The organism is Spiroplasma endosymbiont of Notiophilus biguttatus, assembly GCF_964030985.1.
GTDB lineage: Bacteria > Bacillota_I > Bacilli_A > Mycoplasmatales > VBWQ01 > Spiroplasma_E > Spiroplasma_E ixodetis_A.
This window is the reverse complement of the sequence record NZ_OZ034993.1, coordinates 915270-929515: the sequence shown is the minus strand read 5'-3', so window position 1 is coordinate 929515 and position 14246 is coordinate 915270. Positions and strand designations below refer to the sequence as shown.

Annotated in this window: 19 protein-coding genes and 1 pseudogene; 9 read left to right on the top strand and 11 right to left on the bottom strand. The window is 24.8% G+C overall.

Features of this window, described 5'->3' with window-relative positions:
* Positions 1–268 precede the first annotated feature (268 nt).
* Positions 269–3139, bottom strand: a complete 2871-nt coding sequence (gene uvrA / locus AAHM85_RS05575; protein ID WP_342261317.1) for an excinuclease ABC subunit UvrA — start codon at positions 3137–3139, stop codon at positions 269–271.
* A gap of 539 nt (positions 3140–3678) precedes the next feature.
* Here uvrA and AAHM85_RS05570 point away from each other — a divergent pair.
* Positions 3679–4468, top strand: a protein-coding gene (locus AAHM85_RS05570) for an IS5 family transposase (protein ID WP_342261316.1) whose coding sequence is annotated in 2 segments (ribosomal slippage) — positions 3679–3939 and positions 3941–4468 — 789 coding nt in all. Because the reading frame shifts where the segments join, the coding sequence is not laid out codon by codon here.
* Here AAHM85_RS05570 and AAHM85_RS05565 read toward each other — a convergent pair.
* A complete protein-coding gene (locus tag AAHM85_RS05565; protein ID WP_342261315.1) occupies positions 4454–4597 on the bottom strand; it encodes a hypothetical protein in 144 nt (47 codons plus the stop codon). The two genes, AAHM85_RS05570 and AAHM85_RS05565, sit on opposite strands and share 15 nt — an antisense overlap.
* Before the next feature lie 217 nt (positions 4598–4814).
* Between AAHM85_RS05565 and AAHM85_RS05560 the strand changes: the two genes are divergently transcribed.
* Positions 4815–5162, top strand: a complete 348-nt coding sequence (locus tag AAHM85_RS05560; protein ID WP_342260488.1) for a transposase family protein — start codon at positions 4815–4817, stop codon at positions 5160–5162.
* Positions 5163–5166: 4 nt separating this feature from the next.
* Positions 5167–5661 carry a transposase family protein gene (locus AAHM85_RS05555; protein ID WP_342260487.1) on the top strand — a complete coding sequence of 165 codons (495 nt, stop codon included), beginning with the start codon at positions 5167–5169 and terminating at the stop codon, positions 5659–5661.
* Here AAHM85_RS05555 and AAHM85_RS05550 read toward each other — a convergent pair.
* Positions 5651–6208: a transposase gene (locus AAHM85_RS05550; protein WP_342261314.1), complete on the bottom strand. Its 558-nt coding sequence runs from the start codon at positions 6206–6208 to the stop codon at positions 5651–5653. The genes AAHM85_RS05555 and AAHM85_RS05550 overlap by 11 nt on opposite strands.
* 263 nt (positions 6209–6471) lie before the next feature.
* Here AAHM85_RS05550 and AAHM85_RS05545 point away from each other — a divergent pair, with 263 nt between their 5' ends.
* Positions 6472–6717, top strand: a complete 246-nt coding sequence (locus AAHM85_RS05545; RefSeq protein WP_342261313.1) for a hypothetical protein — start codon at positions 6472–6474, stop codon at positions 6715–6717.
* Entirely contained in the window at positions 6718–7320 is a 603-nt protein-coding gene (locus tag AAHM85_RS05540; protein ID WP_342261698.1) for an IS1595 family transposase, read from the top strand.
* A gap of 14 nt (positions 7321–7334) precedes the next feature.
* Here AAHM85_RS05540 and AAHM85_RS05535 read toward each other — a convergent pair.
* Together AAHM85_RS05535 and AAHM85_RS05530 are read right to left on the bottom strand one after the other, a co-directional pair.
* A pseudogene (locus AAHM85_RS05535) lies at positions 7335–7920 on the bottom strand (IS5 family transposase); the annotation flags it as partial.
* A 31-nt stretch (positions 7921–7951) separates the two neighbouring features.
* Positions 7952–8830, bottom strand: a complete 879-nt coding sequence (locus tag AAHM85_RS05530; protein ID WP_342260673.1) for an IS1595 family transposase — start codon at positions 8828–8830, stop codon at positions 7952–7954.
* 144 nt (positions 8831–8974) lie between these two features.
* On the opposite strand from AAHM85_RS05530, the gene AAHM85_RS05525 reads away from it, so the two are divergent.
* Together AAHM85_RS05525 and AAHM85_RS05520 are read left to right on the top strand one after the other, a co-directional pair.
* A complete protein-coding gene (locus tag AAHM85_RS05525; RefSeq protein ID WP_342260488.1) occupies positions 8975–9322 on the top strand; it encodes a transposase family protein in 348 nt (115 codons plus the stop codon).
* Between the two features lie 4 nt (positions 9323–9326).
* Positions 9327–9821, top strand: a complete 495-nt coding sequence (locus tag AAHM85_RS05520; RefSeq protein ID WP_342260487.1) for a transposase family protein — start codon at positions 9327–9329, stop codon at positions 9819–9821.
* A 59-nt stretch (positions 9822–9880) separates the two neighbouring features.
* Here the strand turns inward: AAHM85_RS05520 and AAHM85_RS05515 are convergent, their stop codons facing one another.
* A complete protein-coding gene (locus tag AAHM85_RS05515) occupies positions 9881–10336 on the bottom strand; it encodes a methylated-DNA--[protein]-cysteine S-methyltransferase (protein ID WP_342261312.1) in 456 nt (151 codons plus the stop codon).
* A gap of 89 nt (positions 10337–10425) precedes the next feature.
* On the opposite strand from AAHM85_RS05515, the gene AAHM85_RS05510 reads away from it, so the two are divergent.
* Positions 10426–11016 (top strand): IS1595 family transposase, encoded by a 591-nt coding sequence (locus tag AAHM85_RS05510; protein ID WP_342261311.1) that lies wholly within the window; start codon positions 10426–10428, stop codon positions 11014–11016.
* Positions 11017–11037: 21 nt separating this feature from the next.
* On the top strand, positions 11038–11259 hold the full coding sequence (locus tag AAHM85_RS05505; RefSeq protein ID WP_342261310.1) for a transposase: 222 nt from the start codon (positions 11038–11040) through the stop codon (positions 11257–11259).
* Positions 11260–11299: 40 nt separating this feature from the next.
* Here the strand turns inward: AAHM85_RS05505 and AAHM85_RS05500 are convergent, their stop codons facing one another.
* The 5 genes from AAHM85_RS05500 to AAHM85_RS05480 all read right to left on the bottom strand — a co-directional run bounded on the left by AAHM85_RS05500 (position 11300) and on the right by AAHM85_RS05480 (position 14053).
* A complete protein-coding gene (locus AAHM85_RS05500) occupies positions 11300–11584 on the bottom strand; it encodes a hypothetical protein (protein ID WP_342261309.1) in 285 nt (94 codons plus the stop codon).
* Positions 11550–11951, bottom strand: a complete 402-nt coding sequence (locus tag AAHM85_RS05495; RefSeq protein ID WP_342261308.1) for a hypothetical protein — start codon at positions 11949–11951, stop codon at positions 11550–11552. The genes AAHM85_RS05500 and AAHM85_RS05495 overlap by 35 nt, the downstream gene beginning before the upstream one ends.
* Positions 11952–12134, bottom strand: a complete 183-nt coding sequence (locus AAHM85_RS05490) for a transposase (RefSeq protein ID WP_342261307.1) — start codon at positions 12132–12134, stop codon at positions 11952–11954.
* A gap of 12 nt (positions 12135–12146) precedes the next feature.
* Positions 12147–13267, bottom strand: a protein-coding gene (locus tag AAHM85_RS05485) for an IS3 family transposase (protein ID WP_425289706.1) whose coding sequence is annotated in 2 segments (ribosomal slippage) — positions 12147–13024 and positions 13024–13267 — 1122 coding nt in all. Because the reading frame shifts where the segments join, the coding sequence is not laid out codon by codon here.
* A gap of 39 nt (positions 13268–13306) precedes the next feature.
* Complete coding sequence (locus AAHM85_RS05480; protein WP_342261306.1) at positions 13307–14053, bottom strand: IS1595 family transposase; 747 nt, start codon at positions 14051–14053, stop codon at positions 13307–13309.
* Between the last annotated feature and the right edge of the window lie 193 nt (positions 14054–14246).

The window sequence follows — 14246 nt, the reverse complement described above, 5'->3', positions numbered from 1 at the left end:
CCGAAAATTTTTGCATTCATTGATACTGTTTTTCTATTATTTTTAAATTTTTAAAAAAAATCTTTTTCAAAAAAAAATAAATCAATATTCTAAGTATTGTATATTAGAAGAAGTACTAAAAACTTCTTTTAACTTTATTATATTACTTTTAACATTTTGTATAGTTGAATTTATAAGTATTTCTTTTAAATTTGGTACTACTTCTAAAGACATTTTATTTCTCTACTTCTTTTGTTAAAATTCAAGAATACTACAGAAAATAATTAAATTATTTTCTATTCAAATCACGATTAATAACTGCTTTTAAATATTGTCCAGTATAAGAATTAGGATTTGTTATTACTTGTTCTGGTGTTCCTGTAGCAATGATTTCACCACCAAATTTACCACCCTCAGGTCCTAGATCAATAATGTAATCAGCAACTTTAATAACTTCTAAGTTATGTTCAATTACAACAACAGTATCACCATGATTAACAATTTTATTTAAAACTTCAATTAACCTTTTAATATCATCAACATGTAAACCAGTAGTTGGTTCATCTAAAATATACATAGTTTTGCCAGTAGCACGTTTTTGTAATTCTTTAGCTAGTTTTACTCTTTGTGCTTCACCACCAGATAATTCAGTAGCGGGTTGTCCTAATTTTATATATCCTAGTCCCACTTCTTGTATCATTGCTAATTTTTTATGAATTTTTGGATGATTAGCAAAAAAAGTTAATGCTAAATCAACAGGCAGTTCTAGTACATCATAAATATTTTTACCTTTATATTTAACTTGTAATGTTTCACTATTATAACGTTTTCCTTCGCATATTTCGCAAGTTACATAAACATCTGGTAAAAAGTGCATTGCAATTTTAATAACACCATCACCAGAACAACGTTCACATCTTCCTCCTGGTACATTAAATGAAAATCTACCTTTAGCATATCCTCTAATTTTTGCTTCTGGTGTTTGCGTAAATAAATCACGAATATCATCAAAAACTGAAGTATAAGTAGCAGGATTACTTCTTGGTGTTCTACCAATTGGTTCTTGCGAAATAGCAACAATTTTATCAATAAATTCAATCCCTTTTATTGCTTTATGTTTTCCTGGTCGTTGTCCTTTTAAACCCAAATACTTTTGAATACTAGTATATAAAATATCATTAACAAGTGTTGATTTACCACTTCCTGAAACACCAGTAACACAAATAAATTTACCTAAAGGTAATTTAACATTTATTTTACGTAAATTATTAGCTTGTGCTTCTTGAATTTCAATAACTTTACCATTACCACTTCTTCTTGATTTAGGTAACGCAATAAATTTTTCACCATTTAAATATTGTCCAGTAATTGAATTAGGATTATTAGCAACTTGCTGTGGTGTACCTTCAGCAATTACTTCACCACCATAAATTCCAGCTTTTGGACCAATATCAATTAATCAATCTGCTGCTCACATTGTATCTTCATCGTGTTCTACTACTAATAATGTATTATCAAGATCTCGCATTTGCTTTAAAGTTTCAATTAACTTAACATTATCACGTTGATGTAAACCAATTGAAGGTTCATCAAGAACATACAATACTCCTGTTAATTGTGAACCAATTTGAGTTGCTAATCGAATTCGTTGTGATTCACCACCAGATAAAGTTTGTGCCATTCGTGATAAGTTTAAATAACCTAAACCAACATTAGTTAAAAAACTTAAACGATTAATGATTTCTACTAATATTAATTTAGCAATTTCTTGTTGATAAGGTAATAATTTAATATTTAACATAAATGTTAAACTTTCTTCGATGTCTAAATTAGTGTACTGACTAATATTCATTTCTTTATTATTTTCATCTTTAATTTTAACTGCTAGTGCAAATTCATTTAATCTTGTTCCTTGACAAGTTAAACAAGTACGTTCACTCATAAATTTACGATAATAATCACGGGCAAAATCACTAGTTGTTTCTAAAAAACGCCTTTCAATTAAAGTGGCAATGCCTTCAATATAATCATGATTAGGATATTTACGACCATTTGTCGAAGTAATACTAAAAGTAATGGCTTCATCACTACCACGCATAATATAATTAAGTTGTGCTTTTGTTAAATTTTTTAATGGTTGATTCAAATCAATTAAATAATGATAACAAAGAACTTTTAATTTTTGTCATTCTAAATTACTAGTACCAACTAAGTTTTTATAATACTCAATGCCACCATCATTAATTGATAATTTTAAATCTGGCATTAATAATTCTTCATCAACTTCTAATTTTACTCCTAAGCCTTTACAATCAAAGCACGCTCCACTTGGTGCATTAAAAGAAAATAAACGCGGTTCTAAACTGGGAATTGAAAATCCACAAATTTTACAAGCATATTTTTGAGAAAATAATCACGTTTCATTTGTTTGCAATAAAATAACCTTTGCTAAACCATTACTATGATTTAAAGCAACTTCTAAAGCATCATGAATTCGTGAAATAGTATTATCATCATTGATAAATTTAATACGATCAATAACAATATCAATATCATGACGTAATGATTTATTCAATTCAATTGGTTCATCTAAACTATATATTTTATTATTAATTTTAACTCGCAAAAAGTTTTCTTGTTTTAATTTTGCTAATAAATCTTGATGACTACCTTTTTTAGCATTAGTAACTGGTGCTAAAATTTCAATATTAGTATTATCTTCTAACGTTTTAATTTTATTAACCATTTCTTTTAAAGTTTGCGTGCTAATTGGACCATGACCCTTATTACAATAAGGAGTTCCAATCCGTGCATAAAGTAAACGCAAATAATCATAAATTTCAGTAACAGTACCAACAGTACTGCGAGGATTATTACTTGTAGTTTTTTGATCAATAGAAATTGCTGGTGCTAAACCATCAATAGCATCAACATCAGGTTTTTCACTGTTTCCTAAAAATTGACGAGCATAGGCTGAAAGTGATTCAACATATCTTCGCCTTCCTTCTGCATAAATTGTATTAAAAGCTAATGATGATTTACCACTTCCTGAAACACCAGTAATAACTACTAACTTATACTTTGGAATTTTAATATTAACATTTTTTAAATTATGTTCACGTGCACCTTTAACAGTAATATATTTTTGATTATCTGTCATTTATTCCTCCACTTATATGCTCTTTGTAATTAATTATATACTATATATAGTTAACTTTAATAGCATTATTTATAATTAATATTAAAGAATATCAATTATAATTAGTTTAAAATATTATCTAAATCATTATTTAAACTATTAAAATTATTTATTGCAAAAAAGTATATAAAAACTTAAAATACAAAAAATGAACAATATATATTCAAAAATGAAATACAGCAATTGCTCATTTTATAATAAAATTTAAAAAATAGAATTAATTATTACTAAAAAATGTTATATTCCAATTATTTTTTTCTAATAAAAAAATAATTGGAATAATTTTATTTACTTAAATTATATAAATTTATCCATTAACTTTATTTATCTTATTTTTTTTCTTTCTTTTTATTAACTTTAACTACTACTATTTTCTCCTTGATATTGTCAAAGTTCAGCAAATATTAATACTAGCTAAATTATTCTCAGTATTAGAACCTGTTTAGAATCTTTTAGAGAATAAGGTAAAATTACTATATATTTTAAAATAAGAGGTATATATGCATAAAAATTATCCAAGTCATGTCACTAAAGAACAATTTGAGAACATAAGATTAATTTTAGAAAATGTCAAAAAGAAAACAAAACCAAGAAATTTAGATTTATATGAAGTATTTTGTGCAGTTTTATATGTATTAAAAAGTGGTTGTCAATGAAGAATGTTACCAAAAAATTTTCCAAAATGACAAACTGTATATTATTATTTTCAAATTTGAAGTAAAAATAATGGTAAAGAACCTAGCATATGACAATTAATTTTAAAAAAAATTAGTTAGAAAAGTTCGTATCAATAATCATCGAAAAGAAAAAACCAGTTTTTGTATAATTGATTCACAAAGTGTTAAAAATACAGATACTATTAAAAACAAAGGTTATGATACTGGTAAAAAGATTTCAGGAATAAAACGTCATATTGCTGTTGATTCTCAAGATTTACCACATGCAATTTACGTAACTACAGCAGAAAAAACAGATCGTAATAGTGCTATAATAATGATTCAAAATGAAAAAGAAAATCTTTCTACAGTTCAAAAAATAATAGTAGATGCTGGTTATACTGGTGAAAAATTTGCTTCTGCAATCAAAACAATTATAAATGCGAATGTTGAAGTTGTAAAACGTAATGAATTACATTCTTTTGTAGTATTACCAAAAAGATGAGTTGTAGAGCGAAGTTTTGCTTGATTAGAAAAATGTAGAAGATTATGAAAAAATTGTGAAAGAAAATTAAATACTAGTTTACAAATAGTTGTTCTTTCCTTTATTTCAATTTTATTAAAAAGATTCTAAACAGGTTCTTAAATAATATTGAATATGTTTGTAAGCATCTTGTTCATGTTTTGTAAATTTTATATTTCCTTTATAATCTTCTATTTTATTTTTGTTTTTTGGTTCATTTTCATGATAATCTCAGTTCATAACATCTTGTACTAATACGATTAAAGCACCAATAACTTTTGGGGTTGCTAATGATTAGTTAATAACTGTTTTGAACTTAAAAAGAAATTTTCAACAATAACTAATATTTTTTTATTGGGAAATTGCTTTTTAATTAATAGACTTACTGCATAACTAGTTAACTTTTTATTTTTTTGTTATTATTAAAATAAAATTTGAATAGTTAAGGATAAACTTTATGACATATTTTGAATTAAAAGATAAATCTGATCAATATTTTCGTAAAATAGTGGGTATTAATAAACTCGTTTTTAACGAAATTTTAAATATTTTATTAGAACATCAAAAACTCAAAACTACTATTGGTGGAAGGCCATATAAAATGTCAATAGAAGATCGACTAGTAATGAGTTTAAGATATTTATATGAAAATCGTACATATCATAGTATTGGTGCTGAGTATGGTATGGTTGATACTACTGCTTTACGAAATATTCGTTCAATTGAAGATATTTTAATAAAGAATAATAAGTTTAATAATTTAACAAATAAAAATATTTTTTTAAAAAGAAGAATTAAAAAATAAAATTTTGATAATTGATGTAACAGAGGTAGAAACAGAACGACCAAAATATAACCAAAAAGATTGATTTTCTGGTAAAAAATGAATGCATACTGTTAAGTTTCAAACCGTAATTAATGCAAATACTAATGAAATTTTAAATATTTTTTCTGATATTGGTAAAAATCATGATTTTAAAACTTTTAAGAATTCAAAGTTAAAGTTTTTACCAGAAACTATAATTCTTGCAGATAAAGGTTATCAAGGTTTACAAAAAATTCATGCTAATACATTTTTACCCATTAAAATTAGCAAAAATAATCCTAAAACAAATAAAACCAAAATCTTTAATAAGATTATTAATAAAACTCGTAGAAAAATTGAACATGTTTTTGCATTTTTAAAATGTTTTAAGATTATTGGTTATAAATTTAGAAAAGCCAGAAAACGAATATTTTTAAGATTTAATTTAATTGCAGGATTTTATAATTTATCATTAAAACTTAAAAACGTTATGCAGTAAGTCTATTTTTAATGAGAACTATTTTGTTTATTGCTTGTATCAAATTATCATTAATTTTTGATTGATATTGCTTTTTACCTTTTTTTACTCATAAATAGTATGCTGTTTTGCTAATAGCTATGTAAACAATAATTTTATTTAATTGATGACCTTTTTGCTTATATTTTTCTACTATTAAAAAACACTTATATTTTAATAATTTACTATTTTTTCCCCTTGTTAATTTCTTTTCACAGGCTAATTGCTCCTTTAAAAGTTCTTTTTCAACCTCATCTTTTAAAGCTTGTTTTCTAAGTTTATCAATTTCTTTGTTTAATAGTTTAATTTCAATATCTTTCTTATCGATCCTGTGAGAAGTTTGGGATTTAGAAATTTTGGTGAATGCATTTTCACCTTTAATTTGATATTGGTTAACCCAATTATAAATTAATACTGGAGTTGATAATTTATATTTGACTTGAATTTCATGTATTTTTAGTTTTTTATCAACTAAATACTCATTAACAACGGCTAATTTTGTTTCTTTTGAATAAACTTTATAATTCATAATTTCTCCTTCTGTATTAATTATTTTTAATTATATTACAGATTGAAAATATTAATTGGTAAACTTAAGTGACTTATGCCCTTTTAATAATTCACAATTTTCCTCTTCTTGTCGAATTAAATTATTAATATTTTGATTTATATTGATTTTTCCAAATGAAAAAATTTTAATAAAAAAATTTTTAACTTTATTAATTTTTTGTTTTTTTAACTTTAAAATTTGATTTTTATAATTAATTATCGGACTTCTCCCCACATGTACTTGTGGAGGGAACAATGAAACTGAATGAGTTCAACAATGCTTTTCAAACTGAACAGCAATGTCTTGCATATATAGCAAATTTGAAAGAAAACAAATGTATTAGGTGTTCTAGTTTTAATTTGAATACTTCTGATTTAAAAAGAATAAGATGTTTGAAATGTAATCAAACATTTAGTATTCTCACCGGTACCATATTTTCAAGGTCACAAACATCTTTAAGATCATGATTTTACCTCATCTTTAGATAAATAAACACCAAAGATGGAATTCCGTCAACTGATGTTTCAAAAGAATTGGGAGTGACCTTAAAAACAGCATGGAGAATGGGTCATAAAATTAGAACACGTATTGCAAAACAAGAACCTCAATTTATTGTTGAAGGCACAGTGCAAATTGATGAAATGTATCTTTCACATATGGCTTTTAAAAAACAAGGAAGATCCTTGAAAAATAAAACATTGATTATTGGCATTTATGAAAAAACAACTAATAATTTAATTGTGAAAGTATTGAAAAATGCAAAGAGTAAAAGTCTTTTGAATTTTGCAAGAAGCCACATTTCTTCAAAATGTCATGTATATACTGATGATTGAAAAGGATATTGCGATTTCAAATTGGTTTTCCCAAAACATAAAACAGTTAACCATCAAGATGGTTATGTTTCAAAAACTGGTGTAAATACCAATCAAATTGAATCAGTTTGAAAACATATAAGAAGAACATTTAAAACACATATCAAAGTTGCAAAACATTATGTTTATTTATATGCCAAAGAAGTTGCATATAAATTCAACAAGATACCTAGTTTTGAAATTGTAATGCTGTGTTTAATATTAAAATATATTACATAAATCTTAGAACCTGTTTAGAATCTTTTTAATAAAATTGAAATAAAGGAAAGAACAACCATTTGTAAACTAGTATTTAATTTTCTTTCACAATTTTTTCATAATCTTCTACATTTTTCTAATCAAGCAAAACTTCGCTCTACAACTCATCTTTTTGGTAATACTACAAAAGAATGTAATTCATTACGTTTTACAACTTCAACATTCGCATTTATAATTGTTTTGATTGCAGAAGCAAATTTTTCACCAGTATAACCAGCATCTACTATTATTTTTTGAACTGTAGAAAGATTTTCTTTTTCATTTTGAATCATTATTATAGCACTATTACGATCTTTTTTTCTGCTGTAGTTACGTAAATTGCATGTGGTAAATCTTGAGAATCAACAGCAATATGACGTTTTATTCCTGAAATCTTTTTACCAGCATCATAACCTTTGTTTTTAGTAGTATCTGTATTTTTAACACTTTGTGAATCAATTATACAAAAACTGGTTTTTTCTTTTCGATGATTATTGATACGAACTTTTCTAACTAATTTTTTTAAATTAATTGTCATATGCTAGGTTCTTTACCATTATTTTTACTTCAAATTTGAAAATAATAACGGAATTTTACGCTTATTGGTTAACACTTAATTCTTAATAAATAATTTAATTATGATATTTTTAAATGTGATTTTTTCTTTACGGTTATTATATTTAAAACAAAATTCATTTAAATAAGATTGGAGTCATTTTTTTGAAACTCAATGAAATTGGCCGATAAAACCTCTTTTTAATATTGCTCAAAAACTTTCTATTGTATTTGTATGAATACCATTATAAGAAAAATATTTTTTGTGATTAACTTGTTCATGTGGTAAAATTTTATTCATTTTATAATATCCACGATATTCATCAGTAAAAAGAATAGAATTGTTAATATCAACATTTTCTTTAACTATTTTCATTAAATCTTCAGATTTAATACTTTTATTTTTTGCATGAAATAATTTAACATTACCATTTCGTTCAATAATGCCAACAACACACTCTTTACTAGTTCCTCTACCACGTAATGAGTTATTTTTATTATCAACATCATTATATTTACGCGGTTTTCCACCCACATATGTTTCATCCATCTCTAATATTTTTGCTAATAATTTAATCTCATCATTAGCCATTGCCTTTCTAATTTTATGCATCATTTTTCATACAGTTGCTAAACGTAAATTTAAGTCTCTTGAAGCTTGAGATGATGATAAACTTTTTTTAGCATTAGCCATTAATACTATTAAAATAAATCACTTTTGAAGTGGTACACGTGTATGATGAAAAATAGTTTGAGCAGTTACACTAAAAGACTTATGACATTTTTTGCATTTATAACGCGACTCTTTTAAAACAGAGTTAACTTTTTCACTAAAACAAAAAAGACATTTTGGTTTGTTATTTAATCTTATTTCTTCTAAAAATTTTATACAAGATTCTTGGTTTGGAAATTTATTTATTATGTCTAAAATATTCATTTTCAATCACCTTTAATTAGATTTTATTTTACTAATATCTAATTATAGTTTTCAGAAATAATAATAGACTTACTGCATAACTAGTTAACTTTTTATTTTTTTGTTATTATTAAAATAAAATTTGAATAGTTAAGGATAAACTTTATGACATATTTTGAATTAAAAGATAAATCTGATCAATATTTTCGTAAAATAGTGGGTATTAATAAACTCGTTTTTAACGAAATTTTAAATATTTTATTAGAACATCAAAAACTCAAAACTACTATTGGTGGAAGGCCATATAAAATGTCAATAGAAGATCGACTAGTAATGAGTTTAAGATATTTATATGAAAATCGTACATATCATAGTATTGGTGCTGAGTATGGTATGGTTGATACTACTGCTTTACGAAATATTCGTTCAATTGAAGATATTTTAATAAAGAATAATAAGTTTAATAATTTAACAAATAAAAATATTTTTTTAAAAAGAAGAATTAAAAAATAAAATTTTGATAATTGATGTAACAGAGGTAGAAACAGAACGACCAAAATATAACCAAAAAGATTGATTTTCTGGTAAAAAATGAATGCATACTGTTAAGTTTCAAACCGTAATTAATGCAAATACTAATGAAATTTTAAATATTTTTTCTGATATTGGTAAAAATCATGATTTTAAAACTTTTAAGAATTCAAAGTTAAAGTTTTTACCAGAAACTATAATTCTTGCAGATAAAGGTTATCAAGGTTTACAAAAAATTCATGCTAATACATTTTTACCCATTAAAATTAGCAAAAATAATCCTAAAACAAATAAAACCAAAATCTTTAATAAGATTATTAATAAAACTCGTAGAAAAATTGAACATGTTTTTGCATTTTTAAAATGTTTTAAGATTATTGGTTATAAATTTAGAAAAGCCAGAAAACGAATATTTTTAAGATTTAATTTAATTGCAGGATTTTATAATTTATCATTAAAACTTAAAAACGTTATGCAGTAAGTCTAATATATAGTAATTTTACCTTATTCTCTAAAAGATTCTAAACAGGTTCTTATACGTTATTTACTTTCTTGTGCTAATAAAAAATTTTTAATATGGGCACCATAAAGATAATTAACAATATTCTTATTTTTATTAACAACACGATGACAAGGAACAATAATTGCTAATGGATTTTTACTTAAAGCTGAACCTACTGCCCTACTTGCTTTTGGATAACCTATCTTTTGTGCCAACTCTTGATAAGTTAAAGTTGTCCCAAATTGAATAGTACAAGTTTTACTCCATACTAATTCTTGAAAAGAAGTTCCTTTTAAAGCTATTGGTAAGTTAAAATCACTTAATTTTTTATCAAAATACATTGCTAGTTGTTTTAAACAATTAGTTACCACTATATTACTACTATCCTTAGCAACTTGACGAGTATTAACGAAACTAACTTTTACTACTTGTTCTGCAACTACTATGATTTCAATTAAACCTATTTTAGTAGTTAAATAACCATATTTTTTCATATTTTTTATTACCCCTTTATTTTATTTAAACTATTACTTTATTTTACGAGTTCTTGTAATATTTTACGGACTTCTCCCCACATGTACTTGTGGAGGGAACAATGAAACTGAATGAGTTCAACAATGCTTTTCAAACTGAACAGCAATGTCTTGCATATATAGCAAATTTGAAAGAAAACAAATGTATTAGGTGTTCTAGTTTTAATTTGAATACTTCTGATTTAAAAAGAATAAGATGTTTGAAATGTAATCAAACATTTAGTATTCTCACGAGTACCATATTTTCAAGGTCACAAACATCTTTAAGATCATGATTTTACCTCATCTTTAAATGAATAAACACCAAACATGGAATTGTGTCAACTGATGTTTCAAAAGAATTGGGAGTGACCTTAAAAACAGCATGGAGAATGGGTCATAAAATTAGAACACGTATTGCAAAACAAGAACCTCAATTTATTGTTGAAGGCACAGTGCAAATTGATGAAATGTATCTTTCACATATGGCTTTTAAAAAACAAGGAAGATCCTTGAAAAATAAAACATTGATTGTTGGCATTTATGAAAAAACAACTAATAATTTAATTGTGAAAGTATTGAAAAATGCAAAGAGTAAAAGTCTTTTGAATTTTGCAAGAAGCCACATTTCTTCAAAATGTCATGTATATACTGATGATTAAAAAGGATATTGCGATTTCAAATTGGTTTTCCCAAAACATAAAACAGTTAACCATCAAGATAGTTATGTTTCAAAAACTGGTGTAAATACCAATCAAATTGAATCAGTTTGAAAACATATAAGAAGAACATTTAAAACACATATCAAAGTTGCAAAACATCATGTTTATTTATATGCCAAAGAAGCTGCATATAAATTCAACAAGATACCTAGTTTTGAAATTGTAATGCTGTGTTTAATTTAAAAATGTGGGGACAAGTCCGTAGATACGCTTTTCTCAGCATTTATGTGATAAAATTAAAAAATAGTACATAAAGGGAGAAAAGCGTTATTTTATTATCAAAATTTTGTTTTAACAAATCTGAATTTTCAACAATCTTTTCAATAGATCAATCTCATCATTTTATATTTTGTAATTTTTGAACTATTTTTTTAGAAAAACGATATTTTATAATTTTAGCGGGATTACCACCAATAATTGCATAAGGAGGCACATTTTTTGTAACTACACTTTTAGCTGCAATTACTGCCCCATTACCAATAGTTACCCCTCTTAAGAGTCACATCATGACCAATTCAAACATCATTTTCTATCACCGTTGGTGATTTAATCGGAAATTTATCTAATTTATCTTTTTCTGTAACTTCTGATAAATTTAATGATTTATAAAATAATGGTAAAGGAAACGTTGAAACTGCACAATAATTATGATTAACACCATTCATTATAAATAAAACACCTTGCGCAATTGAACAAAATTTACCAATAATTAATTCATCATCTATCATATTTGGAAAATGATAAATTATATTTTTATTTTCAAAATCAATAGCTGCTTGTTCACCATTAAAATCATGATAATAAGTATAATCACCAATAAAAATTTTAGATTTAGTAATATAATTTTTCGGAATTTTACGCTTATTGGTTAACACTTAATTCTTAATAAATAATTTAATTATGATATTTTTAAATGTGATTTTTTCTTTACGGTTATTATATTTAAAACAAAATTCATTTAAATAAGATTGGAGTCATTTTTTTGAAACTCAATGAAATTGGCCGATAAAACCTCTTTTTAATATTGCTCAAAAACTTTCTATTGTATGAAATGGCAACCCTTTTTAGGACTATTTTTTGGTAGACATTTTTTCTTGATATTTAATGGGAGTTAAGTAGTTTAAAGTGCTGTGGATTCTTATATTGTTATATCAATTGATATAATCAAATAATTCTAATTTTAACTGTATTAATGATGTAAATTTTTTGTCATTAATAAATTCAGTCTTGAAAGTTTTAAAAGTTGCTTCAGCAACAGCATTGTCATAAGGACAACCTTTTTTACTTAAAGAGCGGGTAATATTGAATGCTAATAAAAGTTTGTTAATAATTTTATTATTAAATTCGTTACCTCGATCGCTATGAAATATTTGCATATCTTTTAAACAGCGATTTGATTGCATAAATGCTTGATATACCAATGATGCATCTTTTTTAGTACCTACACTATGTCCAACAATTTCGCGGTTAAATAGGTCTATTAATAAGCAAATATAGTTTCATTTACCATTAACTTCAACATAACTAAGATCACTGACAATCACCTCATTTTTAATTCTATTATTAAAGTTTCTATTAACAATATTAGTGATTTGTTCATTATTTACTTTATTACGATGATTTTTAAATGATAATTTAGTGTATTTTGACATTAAATTATGTTTATCCATAATTTTTTTAATTTTTCTTCTTGATAAATAAATTTCTTGTTTTTCTAGTATGACTTTTAATCTTCTTGTTCCATAAACACATTTGTTTTCTTTAAAAGCACTAATAACAGCTTGATCATAAATATTATTTTTGATTTTATCTTCTTTTTTCTTTAAATTAAAATAATATGTTGATTTAGAAATTTTTAAAAAACGACACATTGGGCGAATCTTATATTTTCATTTATTATTTGCAATAATCTCTACTTTCTGCCTATTATTAGTGCTGCTTGCTTTAAAATATCATTTTCCATTCGTAATTGTTTTAATTCTTTATTCATTTGAATTAATTGTTTTTCTAAATCAGAAAGATTATCTTTAGTTTTAAAACTTCCCGAATTAGTAAATTGCTTAATTCATTTATATGCAACTGCTCTTGTAACATTGTACTCTTTAACAAGACAAGATACTGATTTGCCACTTTGATATAAAGCTACTATTTGTTTTTTAAATTCATCTGTATATGAAGTAATATTGGCCATAATTATATTTCCTTTCTTTTAACAAATATTGTTATTTGTCTACATAATTAGTGTCCAATAAATTGTAGCCGATCCAGTATTTGTATGAATACCATTATAAGAAAAATATTTTTTGTGATTAACTTGTTCATATGGTAAAATTTTATTCATTTTATAATATCCACGATATTCATCAGTAAAAAGAATAGAATTGTTAATATCAACATTTTCTTTAACTATTTTCATTAAATCTTCAGATTTAATACTTTTATTTTTTGCATGAAATAATTTAACATTACCATTTCGTTCAATAATGCCAACAACACACTCTTTACTAGTTCCTCTACCACGTAATGAGTTATTTTTATTATCAACATCATTATATTTACGCGGTTTTCCACCCACATATGTTTCATCCATCTCTAATATTTTTGCTAATAATTTAATCTCATCATTAGCCATTGCCTTTCTAATTTTATGCATCATTTTTCATACAGTTGCTAAACGTAAATTTAAGTCTCTTGAAGCTTGAGATGATGATAAACTTTTTTTAGCATTAGCCATTAATACTATTAAAATAAATCACTTTTGAAGTGGTACACGTGTATGATGAAAAATAGTTTGAGCAGTTACACTAAAAGACTTATGACATTTTTTGCATTTATAACGCGACTCTTTTAAAACAGAGTTAACTTTTTCACTAAAACAAAAAAGACATTTTGGTTTGTTATTTCATCTTATTTCTTCTAAAAATTTTATACAAGATTCTTGGTTTGGAAATTTATTTATTATGTCTAAAATATTCATTTTCAATCACCTTTAATTAGATTTTATTTTACTAATATCTAATTAAAGTTTTCAGAAATAATAATGTATATAAGTTATTGCCAATAAACGTAAAATTCCGTAATTTTTTATTAAAAACATTGTTGGTATATTAGGATTAATTTTAGTATTTGGACTTATCAAAATACCTTTTTGTGCTTTATTGGTCAACTTA